General features: G+C 61.6%; 18 protein-coding genes. 3 read left to right on the top strand and 15 right to left on the bottom strand.

The features are described from left to right. Positions 1-11 precede the first annotated feature (11 nt). The gene (locus HMPREF9695_RS20345) at positions 12-911 is read left to right on the top strand and encodes a LysR family transcriptional regulator (RefSeq protein ID WP_041712987.1); all 900 of its coding nucleotides are present in this window, start codon (positions 12-14) and stop codon (positions 909-911) included. Positions 912-1,057: 146 nt separating this feature from the next. Here HMPREF9695_RS20345 and HMPREF9695_RS20340 read toward each other — a convergent pair whose 3' ends face one another. Beyond that, on the bottom strand, positions 1,058-1,486 hold the full coding sequence (locus HMPREF9695_RS20340) for a PaaI family thioesterase (RefSeq protein ID WP_006022782.1): 429 nt from the start codon (positions 1,484-1,486) through the stop codon (positions 1,058-1,060). Between the two features lie 269 nt (positions 1,487-1,755). After that, positions 1,756-2,925, bottom strand: coding sequence for a 4-hydroxybenzoate 3-monooxygenase (pobA, locus tag HMPREF9695_RS20335; RefSeq protein WP_006022781.1), 1,170 nt, complete (start codon positions 2,923-2,925; stop codon positions 1,756-1,758). Positions 2,926-3,182: 257 nt separating this feature from the next. Between pobA and HMPREF9695_RS20330 the strand changes: the two genes are divergently transcribed. After that, positions 3,183-4,328: an ABC transporter substrate-binding protein gene (locus tag HMPREF9695_RS20330; RefSeq protein ID WP_006022780.1), complete on the top strand. Its 1,146-nt coding sequence runs from the start codon at positions 3,183-3,185 to the stop codon at positions 4,326-4,328. Between the two features lie 191 nt (positions 4,329-4,519). Here the strand turns inward: HMPREF9695_RS20330 and HMPREF9695_RS20325 are convergent, their stop codons facing one another. From HMPREF9695_RS20325 to HMPREF9695_RS20310, 4 genes are all read right to left on the bottom strand, one after another. Continuing rightward, positions 4,520-5,527 (bottom strand): adenylate/guanylate cyclase domain-containing protein, encoded by a 1,008-nt coding sequence (locus HMPREF9695_RS20325; RefSeq protein ID WP_006022779.1) that lies wholly within the window; start codon positions 5,525-5,527, stop codon positions 4,520-4,522. A gap of 275 nt (positions 5,528-5,802) precedes the next feature. Continuing rightward, the gene (locus tag HMPREF9695_RS20320) at positions 5,803-6,534 is read right to left on the bottom strand and encodes an ABC transporter ATP-binding protein (RefSeq protein ID WP_006022778.1); all 732 of its coding nucleotides are present in this window, start codon (positions 6,532-6,534) and stop codon (positions 5,803-5,805) included. Next, entirely contained in the window at positions 6,531-8,303 is a 1,773-nt protein-coding gene (locus HMPREF9695_RS20315; RefSeq protein WP_006022777.1) for a branched-chain amino acid ABC transporter ATP-binding protein/permease, read from the bottom strand. The genes HMPREF9695_RS20320 and HMPREF9695_RS20315 overlap by 4 nt, the downstream gene beginning before the upstream one ends. Before the next feature lie 3 nt (positions 8,304-8,306). Then, positions 8,307-9,347 carry a branched-chain amino acid ABC transporter permease gene (locus HMPREF9695_RS20310; protein ID WP_006022776.1) on the bottom strand — a complete coding sequence of 347 codons (1,041 nt, stop codon included), beginning with the start codon at positions 9,345-9,347 and terminating at the stop codon, positions 8,307-8,309. A gap of 186 nt (positions 9,348-9,533) precedes the next feature. Between HMPREF9695_RS20310 and HMPREF9695_RS20305 the strand changes: the two genes are divergently transcribed. After that, entirely contained in the window at positions 9,534-10,055 is a 522-nt protein-coding gene (locus tag HMPREF9695_RS20305; RefSeq protein WP_006022775.1) for a MarR family winged helix-turn-helix transcriptional regulator, read from the top strand. A gap of 123 nt (positions 10,056-10,178) precedes the next feature. Here HMPREF9695_RS20305 and HMPREF9695_RS20300 read toward each other — a convergent pair whose 3' ends face one another. From HMPREF9695_RS20300 to HMPREF9695_RS20255, 9 genes are all read right to left on the bottom strand, one after another. Beyond that, a complete protein-coding gene (locus HMPREF9695_RS20300) occupies positions 10,179-11,462 on the bottom strand; it encodes a glycerate kinase type-2 family protein (protein ID WP_041713219.1) in 1,284 nt (427 codons plus the stop codon). Between the two features lie 168 nt (positions 11,463-11,630). Then, positions 11,631-12,860, bottom strand: a complete 1,230-nt coding sequence (locus tag HMPREF9695_RS20295; protein ID WP_006022773.1) for an ABC transporter substrate-binding protein — start codon at positions 12,858-12,860, stop codon at positions 11,631-11,633. Positions 12,861-13,079: 219 nt separating this feature from the next. After that, positions 13,080-14,309: an ABC transporter substrate-binding protein gene (locus HMPREF9695_RS20285; protein WP_006022772.1), complete on the bottom strand. Its 1,230-nt coding sequence runs from the start codon at positions 14,307-14,309 to the stop codon at positions 13,080-13,082. A gap of 172 nt (positions 14,310-14,481) precedes the next feature. Further along, positions 14,482-15,711 carry an ABC transporter substrate-binding protein gene (locus HMPREF9695_RS20280; RefSeq protein WP_006022771.1) on the bottom strand — a complete coding sequence of 410 codons (1,230 nt, stop codon included), beginning with the start codon at positions 15,709-15,711 and terminating at the stop codon, positions 14,482-14,484. Positions 15,712-15,927: 216 nt separating this feature from the next. Then, positions 15,928-16,944, bottom strand: coding sequence for a branched-chain amino acid ABC transporter permease (locus HMPREF9695_RS20275; RefSeq protein ID WP_006022770.1), 1,017 nt, complete (start codon positions 16,942-16,944; stop codon positions 15,928-15,930). A 2-nt stretch (positions 16,945-16,946) separates the two neighbouring features. Beyond that, positions 16,947-17,825, bottom strand: a complete 879-nt coding sequence (locus HMPREF9695_RS20270; protein ID WP_006022769.1) for a branched-chain amino acid ABC transporter permease — start codon at positions 17,823-17,825, stop codon at positions 16,947-16,949. Positions 17,826-17,835: 10 nt separating this feature from the next. Beyond that, entirely contained in the window at positions 17,836-18,549 is a 714-nt protein-coding gene (locus tag HMPREF9695_RS20265; RefSeq protein WP_006022768.1) for an ABC transporter ATP-binding protein, read from the bottom strand. After that, the gene (locus HMPREF9695_RS20260) at positions 18,546-19,343 is read right to left on the bottom strand and encodes an ABC transporter ATP-binding protein (RefSeq protein WP_006022767.1); all 798 of its coding nucleotides are present in this window, start codon (positions 19,341-19,343) and stop codon (positions 18,546-18,548) included. The genes HMPREF9695_RS20265 and HMPREF9695_RS20260 overlap by 4 nt, the downstream gene beginning before the upstream one ends. A 308-nt stretch (positions 19,344-19,651) precedes the next feature. Then, positions 19,652-20,533 (bottom strand): IclR family transcriptional regulator, encoded by an 882-nt coding sequence (locus HMPREF9695_RS20255; RefSeq protein WP_041712982.1) that lies wholly within the window; start codon positions 20,531-20,533, stop codon positions 19,652-19,654. Positions 20,534-20,540 lie beyond the last annotated feature (7 nt).

Raw genomic sequence — 20,540 nt, 5'->3', positions numbered from 1 at the left:
GAAATAATGCCATGGACAGGATCGACGCCATGCGCGCGTTTGTTTCGGTGGCAGACCTTGAGGGGTTTGCTCCCGCTGCGCGCAAGCTTGGCCTGTCGGCGTCTGCGGTGACGCGCCTGATCGCGAGTCTGGAAAATCATCTCGGTGCGCGGCTGCTCCAGCGCACCACGCGCTCGGTGACTCTCACCGATGTCGGTGCGCGTTATCTGGAGCGGGCACGGCGGATTCTCGGCGATCTTGAGGAGGCCGAAAGTTCAGTCCAGGCCGAACGCAGCAAGCCATCGGGCCGGCTGATCGTCTCAGCGCCGCTGATGTTCGGACGGTTGCATGTCGGCCCGGTGATGTCGGCCTATCTGAAACAGTATCCTGATGTCAGCGCCGAACTGCGGCTGTCGGACCGGACGGTCAGTCTCGTGGATGAAGGGATCGACCTTGCCGTGCGCATCGGCCATCTGGTGGATTCCAGTGTGATCGCGCGTGCGGTGGGTGACATGCGGCGGGTTGTGGTGGCATCGCCGCGCTATCTCAAGGCGCACGGTACGCCGCAGAAACTGTCTGACCTCGCCGATCATGAGGTGATCCAGTTCTCGGGCAGCAGTGCGCTGGTGGAGTGGCGCTTTGTCGAAGACGGGCGCGAAATCCGCGTGCCGAATACGTCGCGCTTTGCAACCAACAGCACCGATGCCGCCGTGCTCCATGCCGAGCAGGGCGGAGGCCTCATCAGTGTCCTGGCCTATCAGGTGGCGGAATCGCTCAAGGCAGGACGGCTCAAGATCGTGCTGGCGAAATACGAACTGCCCCCGATGCCGATCCATCTGGTGTATCCGACCTCGCGGCTGCTGTCCGCGAAGGTCCGCGCGTTCATCGATCTCGTTGTAGCGCAAACTGACTGGCGGTTCGGGACGAAGTAGCGGCGAAGAGCCGTCAGATTGCAGAGGTTGTTATTGCGAGGAACGCCGCTGCGAAGCAATCCGGTTTTTCTTTCCGAGAATGGGTTGCTTGGCGGAGTTTGTAATGGGGCCGGCGAAGCGGAGCCGTTGGCTCGCAATCACGGTCGCTATTTCTTCCGCGCAATCTTGAAGGTTGCGTTGGCGCGCGCGCAAGGTTCCCCGTCGGCCGTGACCAGGCATTGCGCGAAGCAGATCGAACCGCCGATCTTCATGAAGTTGGTGTCGATCTCAAGCCACTGCCCGATATTCGCCGAACCGAGATAATCGACGGAGAGGTTGATGGTGACCAGCCCGAGAAGATTGCCGGCTTTGAGACTGCAGCTCAGTCCCATTGCATTGTCGGCAAGCGCCGCGATCAGCCCGCCATGGATCAGCCCGCGTGAATTGGTGTGTGCCTCGGCGAGGCGAAGCCCGAGAATGTAGGCTTCCGGCGTCGCCTTGAAATAGATCGGCTCCCAGGGCTCGGTGAGCGGACTGCGCCGTGGATGGCGCGCGAAGCCTGCTGGGACGGCGGCAAGTGTTTCGGTCGTTCCCATGTTTCTCTTTCAAATGCTGCACGGTTCGGTTGTCTGCATCATAAAGCCGGCGTCGCGCGCGATCATTCGAAATCAAGTTTGAAACACGATATCGCTGCGATGTTTGAAACAACGGCGGCGTACTTCACCTCTCCCCGTTTACGGGGAGAGGTCGGATCGCTCTTGCGATCCGGGTGAGGGGCGGTTTCCTTTCATTGAGGCGTGCCCCTCACCCCAACCCTCTCCCCGCAAGAGCGGGGCGAGGGGGCTGATCGTGTTTGCCTCGAGGTTTAGTACGGCAAGCCGACATAGTTTTCCGAAAGCGACATCTTCGCGGCGTCGGATTCGATCAGGTAGTTCAGCTCCGCGATCTGGATGCGCGAGCTGAATTCATCGGTGCCGGGGAATCGATGCAGCATCGATGTCATCCACCAGGAGAAGCGCTCGGCCTTCCATACCCGGCTCAGCGCGCGCCGCGAATAATCGTCGATACCCGCCGAGGATTTGTCGGCGTAGAACTCGCGCAAGGCGACGGAGAGATAGTGCACGTCGCTGGCAGCGAGGTTCAGTCCCTTGGCGCCGGTCGGCGGCACGATATGCGCGGCGTCGCCGGCCAGGAACAGCCGGCCGAACCGCATCGGCTCGGCGACGAAGCTCCTCAGAGGTGCGATGCTCTTTTCGATCGACGGTCCGGTGACGAGGTGATCGACCGCTTCCTGATCCAGCCGCCGCTTCAGCTCCTCCCAGAACTTGTCGTCCGGCCAGTTGTCGACATGGTCGTCGAGCTTGCATTGCAGATAGTAGCGGCTGCGATGCGCCGAGCGCATCGAGCACAGCGCGAAGCCGCGCTCGTGATTGTTGTAGATCAGTTCGGGCGAGACCGGCGGCGTTTCCGACAGCAGTCCGAGCCAGCCGAACGGATACACCCGTTCGAACAGCTTCAGCGCGTCCGGCTTGACGCTCTGGCGGCTGACGCCGTGGAAACCATCGCAGCCTGCGATGAAATCGCACGCCATCTCGTGTGTGGTGCCGTCCTTGACGTAACGCACCCGCGGCTGGCCGCTCGCAAAGTCATGCAGGCTCACATCGCCGGCGTCATAGACAGTGGTGAGCCCGGCCTTGATCCGCGCATCCATCAGGTCGCGGGTGACTTCGGTTTGCCCGTAGACGGTTACCGTCTTGCCGGTGGCCTGCGTCATATCGATGCGGTGACGCGCACCGTTGAACGCCAGTTCGATGCCGTGATGGATCAGGCCATCATGGTGCAGCCGCTCTGCGACACCGACCTGTTCCAGCAGACCGACGGTGCCCTGTTCGAGCACGCCCGCCCGGATTCGCGCGAGGATGTAGTCGCGATCCTTGCGCTCGAAGATAACGTTGTCGATGCCGTAGCGGTGCAGCAACTGTCCGAGCAGCAAACCCGCCGGGCCTCCGCCGATGATGGCCACCTGTGTCCGCAATCTGTGTCTCTCCTGGCCGCGCGAATATGGTTTGCGCATCGCTAAAATTGATTATACCAGATAACAATATCCGAAAAGGCCGTTCGAAGGCTGGCGCATCATACCAATGTACATGCGGAAAGCATTGCAAATGGCCGCTAACTTCTATCTGAATGACGGCAATCGAAACCGGATGGTGCACCGCAAATAGTTTCGTCGTCCGGTCAATCGTTAACGACTGTCAGAAACGTCAAAAGAGACTTTCAAGGGAGGACCACATGAAGACTTTCACATGGACCGCCGCGGTTCTTGCCGCCGCGATGGCTTTGCCGGGCGCCGTGCTCGCGCAGGACATCACCATCGGCATCAGCATCAGCACCACCGGTCCTGCGGCTGCGCTCGGCATTCCTGAAAAGAACGCGCTCGAATTCGTCCCGACCGAAATCGGCGGCGCCAAGATCAAGACCATCCTGCTGGACGACGCCGGCGATCCGACCGCGGCGACCACCAACGCGCGCCGCTTTGTGACCGAATCCAACGCCGACATCATGATCGGTTCGTCGACCACGCCGCCGTCGATCGCGATTTCGACGGTCGCCAACGAAGTCGGCGTACCGCAGCTCAGCCTCGCGCCGCTTCCGATCACGCCGGCCCGCGAAAAGTGGACCGCCGTGATGCCGCAGCCGGTGCCGATCATGGGCAAGGTGCTCTACGAGCACATGAAGAAGAACAACATCAAGACCGTCGGCTATATCGGCTTCTCCGATTCCTACGGCGACCTCTGGCTCAATGATCTGAAGACCCAGACCGGCGCCATGGGCGGCATCACCGTTGTGGCGGAAGAGCGCTATGCGCGTCCGGACACGTCGGTGGCTGGTCAGGTGCTGAAGCTGGTTGCGGCCAATCCCGACGCGATCCTGATTGGCGCCTCGGGCACAGGAGCGGCCCTTCCGCAGGCGGCGCTGCGCGACCGCGGCTACAAGGGCTTGATCTATCAGACCCATGGCGCGGCCGCGATGGACTTCATTCGTATCGCCGGTTCTTCGGCTGAAGGCGTCATCATGGCCGCTGGCCCGGTGATGGCTCCGGAAGGCCAGCCGGACAGCGCGCTGACCAAAAAGCCCGGCATGGCGCTGAACACCGCCTACGAAAAGAAGTACGGCGCCGACACCCGCAGCCAGTTCGCGGGCCATATGTACGATGCTTTCGAGGTTCTGAAGCGTGTCGTGCCGGTGGCGTTGAAGACGGCGAAGCCCGGCACGCCGGAATTCCGCGAAGCGATCCGCAAGGCGTTGCTCTCCGAGAAGGAAATCGCCGCCAGCCAGGGCGTCTATAACTTCACCGAGACCAACCGCTTCGGCACCGACGACCGTTCGCGTCTCATTCTCACCGTGAAGAACGGCAAGTATGAAGTCGTGAAGTAGTTTTCACCTCTCCCCGTTCTGACGGGGAGAGGTCGCAAGCAAAGCGAGCGGGGTAAGGGGCTAATCAATCATCCGAACTTGCCCCTCACCCCGACCCTTTCCCCGTAAACGGGGAGAGGGAGATGGCCCGGTCATCGCAGTCGTCGACTGTGTAAACGTGTCTGCGATGCCGGCATATTATTTGACGCCTGTTAGGCGAGACCCATCACAGCCAGCCCGTCGGACCTGCCGCGAATGTCACGGACTCCGAGATCGTGCAGCGGAGCCGGGAGAGGGGACTTGAACTGCTCGATCGCTGCGCGCGAGGCGACAAAGCCGCCGTCCACATTGCGGCTGAGCTCTTCCAGCCGGGCGGCGGTATTCATTACGTCGCCGTTGAACACGATGGCGCGCTTGATATCTCCGATTTCGCCGACAATGACCGGACCGAAATGCAGGCTGCCGCGGATTCTCGGCGCGACGCCGAATTCTTTCTCAAAACGGCTTTGAAGTTTTTGCAAGGTGTCGCGCATGGCCAGAAAGCAGCGCAGCGGCCGGCAATCGATCGCGCCCGAGGCTTCTGACCAGGTCACGATGATCTCGTCGCCGACATAGTTCAGCACCTCGCCCCGGCTATCGATGATCGGTCCGGTCAGGCTCCGGAACGTCTTGTCCAGAAAACTATGGATTCCAAGGCCGCCGAGGCGTTCGGCGAGAGCCGTCGAGCCTGCAATGTCGACGAACAGGACGAACCGGCTTTCCTCGACCGGTGTGTGGTATCGTCCGGTGACCAGATGGAGGAAGGCGCGCGGCCCGATGATGTTGCTGATCGCGAACAGCAGGTTCAGCGCGATTGCAAACACGGCCGAGAAGATAATGGGCGTCCAGACATTCTGATTGGGATCCGGCGTCAGGCCGGCGATCAGAACGCCGAGATCGAAATACTGCACCGGAATGATCACGGCGGCATAGAACGCGCTGCGGATTGCAAGGTTTGCAGTGAGCGGCAGGCTTCCCAGCCAGTCGCGCAGCGGTCCCGACGAGGCGAGAAGCTCGAATGTGCCGATCGCGCCGCTGATCAGAACACCGTAAATGATGCCGATGGCAAGTTGCGACGGCGAAAAGCCGACGCGGGCGACAACAAAGATGATTCCGCCAAGCGCGCCGGTTCCGAGAATTGCCGTTAAAAAACGCAGCTTTCGCTGTGAGCGCGCGTCCATGACCGAAGTGCCCCGCACGAAGATTTTGCGGACGCGAGTATCAGCCAGAACGGAGAAGATTGTTAGATGGTTTTGGCTTTCACCACAGACACGGTGTCGTCTTCGCGAAGGTCCGGCATCGGCATCAAGCGATAATGGACTCCCTCTCCCCGTCGGGGAGAGGGTTGGGGTGAGGGGGTACCAAATCCTCAATCGAAAATTCGAACCCCCTCACCCGCTCGCTTTGCTCGCGACCTCTCCCCCGTGGGGAGAGGTGAGAACAGCTCGTTCCCGCGCTACAGCCTGCTCTCTTCGCCGTGCTGGAAGCCGAGATAGCTCGCCACCACGCGCTGGTCGCCGCTGATCTCCTTCGCCGAGCCGCTCATGATGAATTCGCCAAGCTCCATCACATAGGCGCGGTCGGCGATCTCGAGCGCGGCGCGGGCGTTCTGTTCCACCAGCAGCACCGAGACGCCAGCCTGCCGCAACTCGCCGATGGTGCGGAAAATATCCGCAACGATCAGCGGCGCGAGGCCGAGCGAGGGCTCGTCCAGCATCAGCAGTCGCGGCTGGCTCATCAGGGCGCGGCCCATCGCCAGCATCTGCTGCTCGCCGCCGGAGAGCGTGCCCGCAAGCTGGGTGCGGCGCTCCTTCAGGCGCGGGAACAGCGCAAAGACGCGCTCCTGTTCGCTGGCGGCCTTTGCGCGCGGCACACGGAAGCCGCCGAGTTGCAGGTTCTCCTCGACGGTCATGGTGCCGAACAACTCGCGATGCTCGGGCACGATGCAAAGTCCTGCCGCGACCCGGTCCTCGATGTCGAGACGCGAGATCTGCTGGCCGGAGAAAACCACGCTACCGGAGAGCGGCAGAATTCCCATGATGGCATTGAGCAGCGTGGTCTTGCCCGCGCCGTTGGCGCCGACAATGGTCACGATCTCGTCGGCGTTGACGTCAAGCGAGACGCCGCGCACGGCTTCGACCTTGCCGTAGGCGATGTGCGCATTCTCGACGGACAGCAGCCTGGTCATGATGCCGTCCCCAGATAGGCCTTGATCACATCGGGGTTGGCGCGAATGGCCATTGGCGTGCCCTCGGCGATCTTGGTGCCGAATTCCAGCACGACGATGCGGTCCGCGATATCCATCACGAAGCCCATGTCGTGCTCGACCAGGAGGACCGACATGCCCTCGGAGCGCAACTGGCGCAGCAGCGCCGACAGCTTCTGTTTCTCCATGTGGCGCAAACCGGCGGCCGGCTCGTCCAGCAGCAGCAGGATCGGATCGACGCACAGCGCGCGGGCGATTTCCACGATGCGCTGCTGGCCGAGCGAAAGGCTGCCCGCAAGCTGATGCATCTGGTCGGCGAGGCCGACCCGCGCGATCTGCGTTGCCGCTTCGGCGAGCAGCGCGGCTTCATCCCTGCGGTCGAGCCGCAGCATGCTGGCGATCGCACCGGCATGGCCGCGCAGATGAGTGCCGATGGCGACGTTTTCCAGCACGGTCATGTCCGGGACCAGCTTGACGTGCTGGAAGGTGCGGGCGACGCCAAGCCTGGCGATGTCCTGCGGCGGCGCGTTGTCGACGTTGTGGCCGAGAACGGAGATCGTTCCGCCCGACGAGCGCAGCACGCCGGTGATGAGATTGAAGGTGGTGCTCTTGCCTGCGCCGTTGGGGCCGATCAGCGCCACGATCTCGCGGGCCTGAACGTCGAACGATACGTCGTTGACGGCGATCACGCCGCCGAACTGTTTGCGCGCGGCCTGAATGTCCAGCAGCGTTTCCGACGCCGGAACCGCCTTGCTGCGCGGCGGCAGCGTGGCTGCATCCTTTGGTACCGGAAGTTTTGCGGTGTCGAGTTTCAGCAGGGCGGCGAGGCGCGGCCACATGCCGCCGGGCGCGACCTGCAACAGTGCCACGAGAAGAATGCCGAAAATCACGGTTTCGAGTTGCGCCGATCCATGAAACACCACCGGCAGGAAGCTCTGCAGGAATTCCTTGAGCACGACGACAATGCCTGCGCCAAGCACTGCGCCCCAGACGTAACCCGCGCCGCCGACCACCGCGATGAACAGATACTCGATGCCGGCGTTCAGGCCGAACGGCGTCGGATTCACCGCGCGCTGGAAATGCGCATAGAGCCAGCCGGACAGACCGGCGAGCACGGCGGCATAGATGAAGACCAGCAGCTTGGCGCGCGCGGTCTGCACCCCGAAAGCTTCCGCGGCGATGTGACCGCGGCGCAGCGCGCGGATCGCGCGGCCGGTCCGCGAGTCGAGCAGATTCACCGTCAGCAGCGCGCAGACGATCACCGCGAACCAGATCGCGAAATAAATCTTGCCGGGATCGGTCAGTTGCAATCCGCCGATGGCCAGCGGCGGAATGCCCGAAATGCCGTCGTTGCGTCCGACCAGCTCAAGCTTGCTGAACAGGTAGAACAGGCTGATGCCCCAGGCGATGGTGCCGAGCGGCAGGTAGTGGCCCGACAGTCGCACGGTAATGAGGCCGAGAATGACGGCGGCGACGCCGCTGACCATCAGCGACAGCGGCAATGTCAGCCACGGCGACAGTCCGTAAGATGTGGTGAGGATCGCGGTGGTGTAAGCGCCAAAGCCGCAGAACGCGGCCTGGCCGAACGAGGTGAGGCCGCCGACGCCGGTCAGCAGCACAAGGCCCATCGCCACCAGTGCAGCCAGCCCGATATTGTCGAGCAGCACGATCCAGAACGGCGGCATGCCGGGAATGAACGGGATGACCGCCATCACCAGCGCGAACACGATCATGCCCCAACGCTGTGTCATCGCCTAATCCCCTTCCTCTTCGACCTCTGGCGTCGCCAGCGAGCGAAGGATCAGGACCGGAAGCAGCAACGTGAAGACGATGACCTCCTTGAAGTTGCTGGCATAGAACGACGAGAACGCCTCGACGATGCCGACCACCAGCGCGGCGGTGGCGGTGAGGGGATAGCTGACAAGTCCGCCGATAATGGCGGCGACGAAGCCTTTCAGGCCGATCAGGAATCCGGTGTCGTAATAGATCGTCGTAATGGGCACGATCAGGATGCCGGAGATCGTGCCGATCACGGCGGCGAGCAGGAACGCGACCTGTCCCGACAGCGTGGTGCGGATGCCGACGATGCGGGCGCCGAGGCGATTGACCGCGGTGGCACGCAGCGCCTTGCCGTAAAGCGTGTAGCCGAACAGCAGCCACAGCCCGACGATCAGGAGGATAGTGATGGCGTAGATGGCGATGCTCTGGCCGGTGAACCGCAGCGGGCCGATGGTAAAGGCGGCGGTGGCAATCGCCGGCGCGCGGAGGCCTTCAGGGCCGAAGAACACCAGACCCAGCCCCTGCAAGGCGAGATGCACGCCGACCGATGCGATCAGCAGCACCAGAACGGACGCATGGGCGATAGGCTGATAGGCGATGCGATAGAGATAAAGCCCGATCGGCGCGACGATCACGATCGACAGCAGGAAGTTGACGATCACATTGTTCTGCCGGCCCGCGAGCAGCGTGGCCAGTCCCCAGATTGCGAGCGGCAGCAGGATGTTCAGCGCCAGTGAGTGAACGAACCTGCGTCCGTTCATCGTGCTGCGCCCGGCGATCATGTCGAATGCGAACGCAACCACGCCCATGCCGAGTGCGAGCAGGGTCGTGCCGGGCACCTTGCCCGTGGCCAGCACGGCAAAGGTCAGCGCGCCGAAGGTGACGAATTCGCCCTGCGGGATCAGGATGACGCGGGTGACGGCGAACACCAGAACGAGCGCGAGCCCGAGCAGCGCGTAGATCGCGCCGCTGGTTATTCCGTCCTGCAACAGGAACAGAAGGATCGTGCTATCCAAGGCGTCCCCTCAAGCGTCGTGTGCAGACGGGTTGAAGCGCCCGGCGCACCGAAAGCGGCGGTTGAATTCCGCCGTCGCTGTTTGATATGTTTCATAACGATTATTGAGTATAATCACAAGACTTGGCCGCCTTTGAACATCGAGGCGCCCTTATAGCAAGAGCAGACCGACGACAGGAAGCGCACGATGGCTGTTTCCAGGACCGCGAGCACCGCTGCCGCCAAAGCCAAAAAGCGCCCGGCCGCGGCGCGCACGCGGACGGTATCTCCTGTCGCCCCGATCCGGATAGGGGATCTGTCGGATTTCCTCGGCTATTCGCTCAAGCGCGCACAACTTCGGATTTTCGACGACTTCATCGGCTGCGTCGCGGCGCTGCAACTGACACCGGCACAATTTTCCGTCCTGATGCTGGTGGACACGAATCCCGGACGAAACCAGACCGAGATCGCCTCGACCCTCGGCATTCTGCGGCCGAATTTCGTTGCCCTGCTGGATGAACTGGAAAGCCGGGATCTCTGTGTCCGCGTCCGCTCCAGCAGCGATCGCCGCTCGCACATTCTAAAACTGACGGACAAAGGCCGCGCGGTTCTGTCGCGGGCGCGCAAACTGATCGAGACCCGGCACGAGGCGCGGCTTCGTGAACTGCTCGGCAACGAGAACCGCGATCTGCTGCTGGCGATGCTCGGCAAGATCGCACAGGAGTTTTAAGTCGTCATTCCGGGGCGCGAGCTTTTTGCGAGCGAGCCCGGAATCCACCGACGACCGTTCGACGAACCTATCTGGATTCCGGATCAGCCCACTGCGCGGTCTGTCCGGAATGACGCCGGTGGCTTACGGATCCACCAGAATGATGCGGATGTCGTTGACGTTGGTCAGCGTGGGCCCGGTCATGAGAAGATCGCCGGTGGCCTCAAAGAACGCTGTCGCATCGTTATTGGCGAGATAGGCCTTCGGATCGAGCTTGAGCTCGCGCATCTTTGCAAAGGTGCGCTGATCGAGGATCGCACCGGCCGGATCGGTCGGATGTCCGGCGCCGCCGTCCGCGCCGTCGGTGTCGCCGGCCAGCACGCAAATGCCCGCCGTATCGGCGAACAGGCTTGCAAGTGCGAGCACGTATTCCTGGTTGGGCCCGCCGCGTCCGTTGCCGCGCACGGTGACCGTGAGTTCCCCGCCGGACAGCACCGCGAGCTTCCTGCCCTCTGCGTGCGCCTTCAGCGCGATTTGCGCATGGGCGGCGGCGACATCGCGCGCTTCGCCTTCAAGATCGGCGCCGAGTGCAACGACCTCATAGCCGGCGTTTCGCGCAACAGCCACCGCGGCATCCAGCGATTCCTGCGGCCGCGCGATGATTTTGAAGTCCGCGCGCGCGAACGCGGCGTCGCCGGGCTTGCAGCTTTCGTTGCGCGGATCGTTCAGCGCCGCGGCCACGGCATCATCCGCCTTGATTTGATAACGGGCGACGATCTCGCGCGCGTCGGCCAGCGTGGTGGTGTCCGGCACCGTAGGTCCCGATGCAATGGTTGCGGGATCGTCGAACGGCACGTCCGAGATCGCCAGGGTCAGAACCTGCGCGGGCGCGGCGGCGCGGGCGAGCCGGCCGCCCTTGATGCGCGACAGATGTTTCCGGACAGTGTTCATCTCGCCGATCGGCGCGCCGGATCGGAGCAGGCTCTTGTTCATCGCCTGTTTCTGCGCGAACGAAATTCCGTCCGCCGGTGCGACCCAGTTCGCCGAACCGCCGCCGGACAACAGCACCAGAACGAGATCGTCTTCGCCCGCCGCTTCGGCCAGTTCGAGCGTTCGCGCCGCGGCCTTCATGCCCGCTTCATCGGGAACCGGATGTCCCGCCTCGACAACCTCGATGCGTTTGGTGGGCATGCCGTAACCATGGCGCGTGGTGGCAAGCCCCGACAGCCGCGCCGGATCAATATGACCGCCGTCGAGATAGTGCCGTTCCGCAGCATGCGCCAACGCACCGGCGGCCTTGCCCGCGGCCAGACAGAGAATCCGCCCGCGCGGCGGCGGCGGCAGGTGCCCGGCAAGTATCCGGTCGGGATGGGCTGCGGCGACAGCGGCGTCGAAAATGGCACGCAGCAAAGGGCGTTTGTCGGTCATCAGGTCATCGCTTGTCATAAAAGGATTCAAGACATGGCATGATCGGCCGGACGTTAAAAGGCCCTCCGCAAGGTTATTGCGGAGGGCGGAAATGTTTTCAGAAGTGCCTGTCTGGAGCGGGGAAGTCGGATTTCCGGGCTGGAAATCCGGCTCCTTTCCTGCTGATTGTCAGCCGCCGATCTCGCCGCTGATGATCGGGCCGAACAGTTCCCAGCGCTCGCCCTTGAACTTCATCATCTGCAACTGCTCGATCGGAGCAAAGTCAGTCGGGCTGGTGTTGATCTTGATGCCCGGCAGGCCCATTTCCTGTTGCAGGTCCTTGATGCTGGCGGCCTGCTTCATGACGTTCTCGCGGGTGAGATTGTCGCCGCACATCTTCAATACATGCACCATGGTCTGCGCCGAGCTGTAGCCGTACGCGACCGACGAGTCGGCGCGGTTGGCTTCGGGGAAATACTTCGCAAGGAACGCATCGAAGTTCTTCACGCCCGGATCGTCTTTCCACTGCGGATCGGTCGGGTCCTTGCCGTAGGTGGCCGAGATCACGCCCTGCGCATTTTCAAAACCGGCAGGCTTGATGACCGATCCCGTCGATGAGGCGACGTTGTTCAGGATGAACAGCGGCTTCCATCCGAGTTCAGCGACCTTCTTGATCGACTGCGCGCCGAACTTCGGCGTGGTGATGCTGACGAACACATCGGCGCCCTTCGATTTCAGCGCGACGATCTGCGAGTCCACCGTAGGCACCGATGTCTCGTAAGGCTCTTCGGCCACGATCATCGACGCGCCCTTGGCGCCGAGACCATCCTTCAGGCCCTTCAGCACGTCTTTGCCGAAGTCGTCGTTCTGATAAAGAATGCCGATCTTGCCGTCCGGCTTTTCCTTCATCAGGTATTTCGCATAGATGATTCCCTCGCTCTGGTAGTTGGGCTGCCAGCCCATGGTCCAGGGAAAGTTCTTCGGATCGTTCCATTTGGTCGCGCCGGTGGCGACGAAGAGTTGCGGCACCTTTTTTGAGTTCATGTATTTCTGGATCGCCGAATTCGACGGCGTGCCGAGCGAGTTGAAGATCAGCAGGACTTCATCGCTCTCGACCAGCTTGCGGGCCTGCTCCACCGCCTTGGGCGGGCTATAGCCGTCGTCATAGGAGATGAAATTGATCTTGCGGCCGTTGATGCCGCCTTCGGCGTTGATCTTGTTGAAGTAGGCGGCCTGGGTCTTGCCGATGATGCCGTAGGCGGAAGCCGGTCCGCTGTAGGGCATGATGCTGCCGATCTTGATCTCGGTGTCGGTTGCGCCGGGGTCGTATTTTTTTTGGGCCAGTGCGCCGCTGCTCATCGCTGCGACAAAAGCGAAGGTCGCAGCAGCAGTGGCAAGTCGAGACGTGGTCATGGACATTATTTGCTCCCTGATTTTGTTCGTGTCCTCGGTCGTTTTTTTGAAAGCTCTTTTGGCTTTTGAGAGCTCTTGGCGGCTCGCTGTCATTCAATACCGTTTCGCCGGTTCGTTCAACGAAAAGCCCCCTGCGATAGCGTCGCAGAGGGCTCAATGTTTCATCAGGCGGAATATGAGGCAGAGCATTAAAGACTAAGATCTGCCTTTTGCAGTGCGAAGGTCCTAGCCGCCGACCTCACCGCTCATCACATCGCCGAACAGCACCCATCGATCTCCCTCGAACTTCTGCAGTTGCAGTTGGCTGATCGGTGCGAAGTTGGTCGCGCTGGTATTTATCTTGATGCCCGGCAACAAGCCGTCGATTTGCAGGTTCTTGATGCTCGCCGCCTGCTTCATGACGTTTTCGCGGGTGAGGTTGTCGCCGCACGCCTTGAGAACATGAACCAGGGTCTGCGCCACATCGTAACCGACCATCACCGATCCGTCGGCGCGATTGCCATCGGGGAAGTACTTGGCGAGGAAGGCATCGAAGTTTTTGATCCCTGGATCGTCCTTCCATTGCGGGTCGGTCGCATCCTTGGCGTAAGCCGCGGAGATGATTCCCTGCGAGTTCTCGAAGCCCGCGGGCTTCATGACGGTGCCGGTCGAGGCGCCGACATTGTTCAGGATGAACATCGGCTTCCACTGCAGTTCGGCGACCTTCTTGATCGACTGGGCGGCGAACTTCGGCGTGGTGATGCTGATGAAGATATCGACACCCTTCGACTTGAGCGCGACGATCTGCGAGTCGACGGTCGGAACGCTGGTCTCATAGGGTTCCTCGGCGACGATCATCGTAGCCGCCTTGGCGCCGAGACCGTCCTTGATGCCCTTGAGGTAGTCCTTCCCGTAGTCGTCGTTCTGATAGAGGATGCCGATCTTGCCGTTTGGCTTTTCCTTCATCATGTACTTCGCGTAGATGCGGCCTTCGCTCTGGTAGCTGGGCTGCCAGCCCATGGTCCAGGGAAACTCCTTCGGGTCGTTCCACTTGGTCGCGCCGGTGGCGACGAACAGTTGCGGCACCTTCTTGGAGTTCATGTATTTCTGGATCGCCGAATTCGACGGCGTGCCGAGCGAATTGAAGATCAGCAGGACTTCATCGCTTTCGACCAGCTTGCGCGCCTGTTCGACAGCCTTCGGCGGCGAGTAGGCATCGTCGTACGAGATGAAGTTGATCTTGCGGCCGTTGATGCCGCCCTCGGCATTGATCTTGTTGAAGTAGGCCTGTTCGGTCTTGCCGATGACGCCGTAGGCGGAGGCCGGTCCGCTGTAGGGCATGATATTGCCGATCTTGATTTCGGTATCGGATGCGCCGGGATCGTATTTCTTTTGGGCAAGTGCGCCGGTGCTTGTCGCGGCGAGCAGGGCCACGGCGGCCGAAGCGATCGCTATTCGCGAATAGATAGCTGACATTACGTTCCTCCTTGGAATCGTGTTTGTGTCTTCGTTGTGTTTTTTGATTTTTGAGCTCTTTGCGGCTCAGCAATATTCAATACCCTTTGCAGGCCCCGCACAACGAAAAGCCCTCCGCGACGGGGTCGCGGAGGGCTCGTTTTTGCGGCAGTCTGTTTCGCAGCGCGAAAGGTTAACTTCCGCCCATTCCGCCGGTGATGATCGGTCCCTGCAGCTCGTACTTCTCGCCCTTGAACTGCATGATCTGCAGCTGGTCGATCGGGTAGAAGTCGGTGGGGCTGGTGTTGATCTTCACGCCCGGCAGCAGTGTGTCGGGGACGAAGTCCTTCAGGTTTGCGGCCTGCTTCATGATGTTCTCGCGGGTCAGGTTGTCACCGGCCTGCTTGAGCACCTGAACCAGCGTCTGCGCCTGGCCGTAGCCATAGACGACCGAGCCGTCGGCCTTGTTCATGTCGGGGGCATACTTGGCGAGGAAGGCGTAAAACTTCTTCATGCCTTCGTCGTTGTCCCACTGCGGGTCCGCGCCGTCCTTGGCGTAGGCCGCCGAGAGGATGCCCTGCGCGTTCTCGAAGCCGGCCGGCTTGAGCACGCTGCCGACCGATGCACCGACGTTGCTCTGGATGTACATCGGCTTCCAGCCGAGTTCGGCGACCTTCTTGATCGCCTGTGCGGCGAACTTCGGCGTGGTGAAGCTGACGAACACGTCGGCGCCGGAGGCCTTCAGCTTGATGATGTGCGAGTCGATGGTCGGCTCGGACACCTCGTAGCTGTCCTCGGCGATGATCTGCGACGCCTTGGCGCCGAGACCGTCCTTCAGGCCCTTCAGCATGTCCTTACCGAAGTCGTCGTTCTGGTAGAGGATTGCGATCTTGGCGTCCGGCTTGGTCGCGAGCAGATGCTTGGCGTAAACGCGGCTTTCGCTCTGGTAGGCCGGCTGCCAGCCCATGGTCCAGGGGAATTCCTTCGGCTCGCCGAACTTGGTGGCGCCGGTGGCCACGAACAGCTGCGGCACCTTCTTGGCGTTCAGGTACTTCTGGATCGCGGAGTTCGACGGCGTGCCGAGCGGTCCGAAGATGAGCAGGACTTCGTCGCTCTCGACCAGCTTGCGCGCCTGCTCAACCGCCTTCGGAGGGCTGTAGCCGTCGTCATAGGTGATGAAGGTGATCTTGCGGCCATTGATGCCGCCCTGATCGTTGATCATCTTGAAGTAGGCTTCTTCCATCTTCCCGATGACGCCATACGCGGACGCGGGGCCGCTGTAGGGCATGATGTTGCCGATCTTGATTTCAGTATCGGTCGCGCCGGTGTCGTATTTTTTTTGCGCGAGCGCATGGCCGCTCGTCATCGCGAGCGCGGCGACGGCCGACACTGCCGCTACGTTGAGCTTGAGTTTGGATAACATCGTAGTCTCTCCCTGAGATGCGGTATTCCGCCTAGCGGAAATCGGCTCCGGAAAGACATTATACCCCGAGAGGCTAAAATGAGGGGTCTGATTCAGATGAACTGAATCAGACCCCTGTCACCTGGTCCGGAAACCGATTTCCGGAAGCACCATGCGCAAACAATCAGATGCCGACAAGCCTGATTTAACGTCGTTAAATCAAACTTATGGCTACCCTTAGGATTTGCTCTTTTTGCGGAACAAAGCCTCGATGTAGTAGGCGACCTGCCGGGCGCCGTGGGGCAGCAGGAAGATGACGGCGAACAGGAAGACGCCGAACACCGCGCCGGACAGGCCCTTCGAGATGTGTTCCGCGACGTTGGGCACGAACACGATGAAGGCGGAACCGACCAGCGATCCCGGCAGCCAGCCGACGCCGCCGACCACCATGCCGACGAAGATCGCGATTGCGAGCTGGATGGTGAAGCTGTCGGGAGCCACGAACTGCACCACGATGGCGCCGAGCGCTCCGGCGATGCCGGTGAACGCAGCGGAGACACCGAATGCCAGGGTCTTGTACAGCGGCAGGTCGACGCCCATCGCCGAGGCGGCGATCGGATTGTCGCGGATCGCCATCAGCGCGCGTCCGGAACGGCTTCGCAGCAGGTTCACGGCCAGGAGGTAGATGATCCCCGAGACGAACAGCGTGAAGTAGTACAGCCACATGTCCTGCGACATCTTGAGGCCGAACGGCGCGTCCGGCTTGGTGATGACGAGGCCCTGCACGCCGCCGGTCCAGTGCTCGAACACGTTCAGCTTCAGGATCTGCGGCATGGCCACAGCGAGCGCGAAGGTCGCGAGCGCGAGATAGACGCCCGAGAGCCGCAACGCCGGGAATCCGAACAGGAACCCGAAGATGAAGCAGACGAGGCCCGCGGCGGGAATCGTCAGCACATAGTTGACGCCGAGATGCTCCATCAGAATGCCGGCGGTATAGGCGCCGACCGCGTAGAACGCGCTCTGGCCGAGCGAGAACTGCCCGCTGCCGCCGGTGAGCAGATTGAGGGCCAGGATGGCGATGGCGTAGATCAGCACCATCGTCATCTGGAAGATGATGAAGTTCTTCACGAACAGCGGCGTGATGATCAGCAGCGCGAGCATCACGAGGGTCGTGGTGGTGCCGACCGTCATCGACTTCTTCGATGGCGCGGCGACCGCTGGAGCTTGCGAAACGGAGTCCTGAACGGTGCTCATGATTAAACTCGCTGTACGATGGCGCGGCCGAACAGACCGGACGGTTTGATGACAAGCACGACGATGATCAGTGCCAGCGCGATCGGAAGTTTCAGTTCGTTGCCGACGCCCGGAATGTAGGTGCCCACGAGATTTTCGAAGACACCGACCAGGAAGCCGCCGACCACCGCGCCGAACGGCGAGGTGAGGCCGCCGAGCACCGCGGCTGCGAAGCCGTACAGCAGGATGCCGCCCATCATGTTGGGTTCGAGGAACACCACCGGCGCGATCAGCAGACCGGCGATGGCGCCGATGGCGGAGGCCATGCCCCAGCCGAGCGCGATCATCCAGCTCGTGTTGATGCCGACAAGACGCGCCGATTCAGGCAGCGACGCCGCTGCCCGCATGGCAAGGCCGATACGCGTGAAGCGGAAGAAGAAGAACAGCAGCAGAAGCAGGACCAGCGTGACGCCGATCATGCCGGCCTGGTGGGTCGAGATCAGCTGGCTGCCCAGGAAGCCGGACGAACCGAACGGCGAGGGGAACTGCTTGATCGTGAAGTCCCAGGTCAGGCCCGCGACGCTGTTGAGGATCGCGAACAGTGCGATGAATCCGGCGACATGCACCAGCACCGGCGCATTGGTCAGCGGCTTGAACAGCGCGCGTTCGATGACGATGCCGCCGATGAACGAGATCACCAGCGTCAGCAGGAAGGCCGGCCAGAACGACAGGCCCCACTGCATCAACTGCCAGGCGATGAAGGTGGAAAACATCGCCATTTCGCCCTGGGCGAAGTTCAGGTGGTCGATGGCCTGATAGATCATGACCACGGCCAGCGCCATGCAGGCGTAGATCGCGCCTGTGGCAATGCCAGCCAGGACTTGGTTGGTAAACAGTTCCATGGCTTGGTCCTCAGTATCCGAGATAGGATTTGCGGATGTCTTCGTTGTTCGCGATTTCCTTCGCGCTTCCCGACATCACGATGCGTCCGGTTTCGATCACATAGGCCTGTTCCGCCAGTTCGAGCGCGAGCTGGGCGTTCTGTTCGACCACCAGGATCGTCACCTTGTGCTCGCGGTTGATGCGGCCGAGGATTCCGAAGAGGTCGCGGACGATGAGCGGCGCCAGACCGAACGAGGGCTCGTCGAGCAGCATCAGCCGGGGACGCAGCATCAGCGCGCGGGCGACCGCGAGCATCTGCTGTTCGCCGCCCGACAGCGTTCCCGCCTGCTGGGTGTGGCGCTGCTTGAGCACGGGGAAGAATCCGTACATCTGCTCGATGTCGTTCTCGATATCCTTCTTGCCGCTGCGCGAGATGGCGCCGAGCTGAAGGTTTTCCTCGACCGTCATGTTGGTGAAGGTGCCGCGGCCCTGCGGCACATGGGCGATGCCGAGCCGCACCACGTTCTCGGTGGACACGCCGGCGAGCGACTTGCCGTCGAACTCGATGTTGCCCGTGGAGCGGATCATGTTGCAGATCGCCCGCAGTGTCGTGGTCTTGCCGGCGCCGTTGGCGCCGAGCAGGGTGGTGACGCTACCCTCGTTGAGGGAGAATTCCAGTCCGTGCAGCGCCTGCACCTGGCCGTAATAGGCGCGCAGGTCCTTGATTGTCAGCATCGTGCTCATTGGTCCTTGCTCCCCAGATAGGCCTTGATGACGTCGGGGTCGGACTGCACCTGAGACGGGGTGCCTTCAGCGAGCTTCTTGCCGAAATTCAGTGCGACGACGTGATCGGCGATCTTCATCACCAATCCCATGTGATGTTCGACGAGCAGAACCGTGATGTTGCGCTGGTCGCGGATACGGCAGATCAGGTCGCCGAGAACGTAGACTTCCTCGTGATTGAGGCCGCCGGCGGGCTCGTCGAGCAGCAGGATCTTCGGCTCGGCGGCGAGTGCGCGGCCAAGCTCGACCCGCTTTTGCGTGCCGAACGGAAGACCCGAGACTTCGCGGTCGGCGACGTCGTGCAGGTCGAGATAATCGAGGATTTCATGGACCTTCGCGTTGAGCTTGCGCTCTTCCTCGCGAACCCACGGCAGTTTCACCGCATCGCTGATGAAATCGCTCTTGGTGCGGCAATGTCCGCCGATGCGGATGTTGTCGCGCACGGTCAGGCGCGGAAACAGCGCGACGTTCTGGAACGTGCGGCCGATGCCGACCTCGGCGATCTTCTGCGGCTGGTGGACCAGAATGCTCTGGCCTTCCATCAGGATCTCGCCCTTGCTCGGCTGATAAAGCCTGCTGAGACAATTGAAGAGCGTCGTTTTGCCGGCGCCGTTCGGACCGATGAGGCCGAGAATCTGGCCCTTCTTCATGTCGAACGAAACACCGTTCAACGCGATGATGCCGCCGAACACGACAGAGACGTCGCGAACCGCGAGCAAGGGGGCATTCCCCTGCGCAACCTGTGCCTGCATCATGTGTTGATGTCCACGCAAGGCCGGGAAGTTCCCGCCTGCATGTAACCGCAACGCGCGCGGTTATCCGATCCCCTCAATACGTGCAACTTTTCCTCCTGGCGGTTTCATTTTCTTGGTGTCGGCAGTTTCTTTGTTTTGCGATCCGCGCGCAACGCCGTGGGCGGGCGCGATTTCGAGTTTTCCCTTAGCACTGTCGCCGGACAGAATCCAACAAAGTTCTTTTTTCGAACTTGAAAGGATTCCAGTTTCAGGGCCGGGACGGTGTCGCCAGGCCCAGGTTATCTGGCATACCACCGCGACGGTGGCGGCTAGCGGATTCCCTCGGCAACACGTGTTACTTTTCCCCCTGCTGTTTTGATTTTTTTGATGCTCGTATTTTCTTTGGTTTGCGGACCGCGCCCGACGCTGCCGGTCATCGCGATCTCGATATTTCTTACCATCGCGACCAGGCGAGGGCCAATATCGTTCTTTAATAGAACTTCGCTGAATTTGAAGGCCGGCGCGCCGCAGTTGAAGGCATAGGGGCCGGTTCCATCGTTCAGCTTTAGCGCAACGCCGACCGCGTGGATGTCGCTGTGCCATTCTCCGGCGGACATGGCGAAGCCGTGCTTCGCAACGCATTCGCCGGCGCGCTCGATGCCTTCGCGGACCTTCGGCCAGTTGGCGCCGGCGTGTTCCTTGATTTCGCGCATCAGGTTGGCGCGCTCGTCCTCCGGCAGCGCCCACAGATAGGCGCGGCCCATCGCCGTCGTTGCGATCGGGACCTTGGAGCCGACATCGAGCAGCACGCCGACAGTCAACTCACTGCGGCTCTGTCCGAAGTAGATCATGCTGAGACGATCGCGCGCGCCGATGGCGACCGCGCCTCCGGTCTCGCGCATCAACTGATCGCGATACGGATCGGACACATGGCGCACGCCCATGTTGGCGAGCGCGGAATATCCGAGCGCCATCGCGGCAGGTGCAAGCTGGTATTTTTCGAAACGCGGAACGGGCGTGAGATAACCGAGTTTCGTCAGCGTGTAGGTGAGCCGCGAAATCGTCGGCTTCGGCAAATTCGTTCGCGCTGCGATTTCCTGATTTCCCAGAAGGCCATCGCTTGGACGGAATGCGCGCAACACATCGAGCCCTCGCGACAACGCGATAACAAAACTGCGATCCGTCGCAGATTTCTTCGGCGGGCGTTTCATTCGTCAA

It is taken from the genome of Afipia broomeae ATCC 49717 (assembly GCF_000314675.2).
GTDB classification, from domain to species: domain Bacteria; phylum Pseudomonadota; class Alphaproteobacteria; order Rhizobiales; family Xanthobacteraceae; genus Afipia; species Afipia broomeae.
The sequence above is the reverse complement of the archived record's forward strand: the minus strand, read 5'-3'. Positions and strand labels throughout refer to the sequence as shown.

Excerpts from the sequence above, each read along its gene's own strand:
- HMPREF9695_RS20345 (WP_041712987.1), top strand. The coding sequence starts at position 12 with ATGGACAGGATCGACGCCATGCGCGCGTTTGTTTCGGTGGCAGACCTT.
- HMPREF9695_RS20340 (WP_006022782.1), bottom strand. The coding sequence starts at position 1,486 with ATGGGAACGACCGAAACACTTGCCGCCGTCCCAGCAGGCTTCGCGCGC.
- HMPREF9695_RS20330 (WP_006022780.1), top strand. The coding sequence starts at position 3,183 with ATGAAGACTTTCACATGGACCGCCGCGGTTCTTGCCGCCGCGATGGCT.
- HMPREF9695_RS20325 (WP_006022779.1), bottom strand. The coding sequence starts at position 5,527 with ATGGACGCGCGCTCACAGCGAAAGCTGCGTTTTTTAACGGCAATTCTC.
- HMPREF9695_RS20320 (WP_006022778.1), bottom strand. The coding sequence starts at position 6,534 with ATGACCAGGCTGCTGTCCGTCGAGAATGCGCACATCGCCTACGGCAAG.
- HMPREF9695_RS20315 (WP_006022777.1), bottom strand. The coding sequence starts at position 8,303 with ATGACACAGCGTTGGGGCATGATCGTGTTCGCGCTGGTGATGGCGGTC.
- HMPREF9695_RS20305 (WP_006022775.1), top strand. The coding sequence starts at position 9,534 with ATGGCTGTTTCCAGGACCGCGAGCACCGCTGCCGCCAAAGCCAAAAAG.
- HMPREF9695_RS20300 (WP_041713219.1), bottom strand. The coding sequence starts at position 11,462 with ATGACCGACAAACGCCCTTTGCTGCGTGCCATTTTCGACGCCGCTGTC.
- HMPREF9695_RS20295 (WP_006022773.1), bottom strand. The coding sequence starts at position 12,860 with ATGTCCATGACCACGTCTCGACTTGCCACTGCTGCTGCGACCTTCGCT.
- HMPREF9695_RS20285 (WP_006022772.1), bottom strand. The coding sequence starts at position 14,309 with ATGTCAGCTATCTATTCGCGAATAGCGATCGCTTCGGCCGCCGTGGCC.
- HMPREF9695_RS20280 (WP_006022771.1), bottom strand. The coding sequence starts at position 15,711 with ATGTTATCCAAACTCAAGCTCAACGTAGCGGCAGTGTCGGCCGTCGCC.
- HMPREF9695_RS20275 (WP_006022770.1), bottom strand. The coding sequence starts at position 16,944 with ATGAGCACCGTTCAGGACTCCGTTTCGCAAGCTCCAGCGGTCGCCGCG.
- HMPREF9695_RS20270 (WP_006022769.1), bottom strand. The coding sequence starts at position 17,825 with ATGGAACTGTTTACCAACCAAGTCCTGGCTGGCATTGCCACAGGCGCG.
- HMPREF9695_RS20265 (WP_006022768.1), bottom strand. The coding sequence starts at position 18,549 with ATGAGCACGATGCTGACAATCAAGGACCTGCGCGCCTATTACGGCCAG.
- HMPREF9695_RS20260 (WP_006022767.1), bottom strand. The coding sequence starts at position 19,343 with ATGATGCAGGCACAGGTTGCGCAGGGGAATGCCCCCTTGCTCGCGGTT.
- HMPREF9695_RS20255 (WP_041712982.1), bottom strand. The coding sequence starts at position 20,533 with ATGAAACGCCCGCCGAAGAAATCTGCGACGGATCGCAGTTTTGTTATC.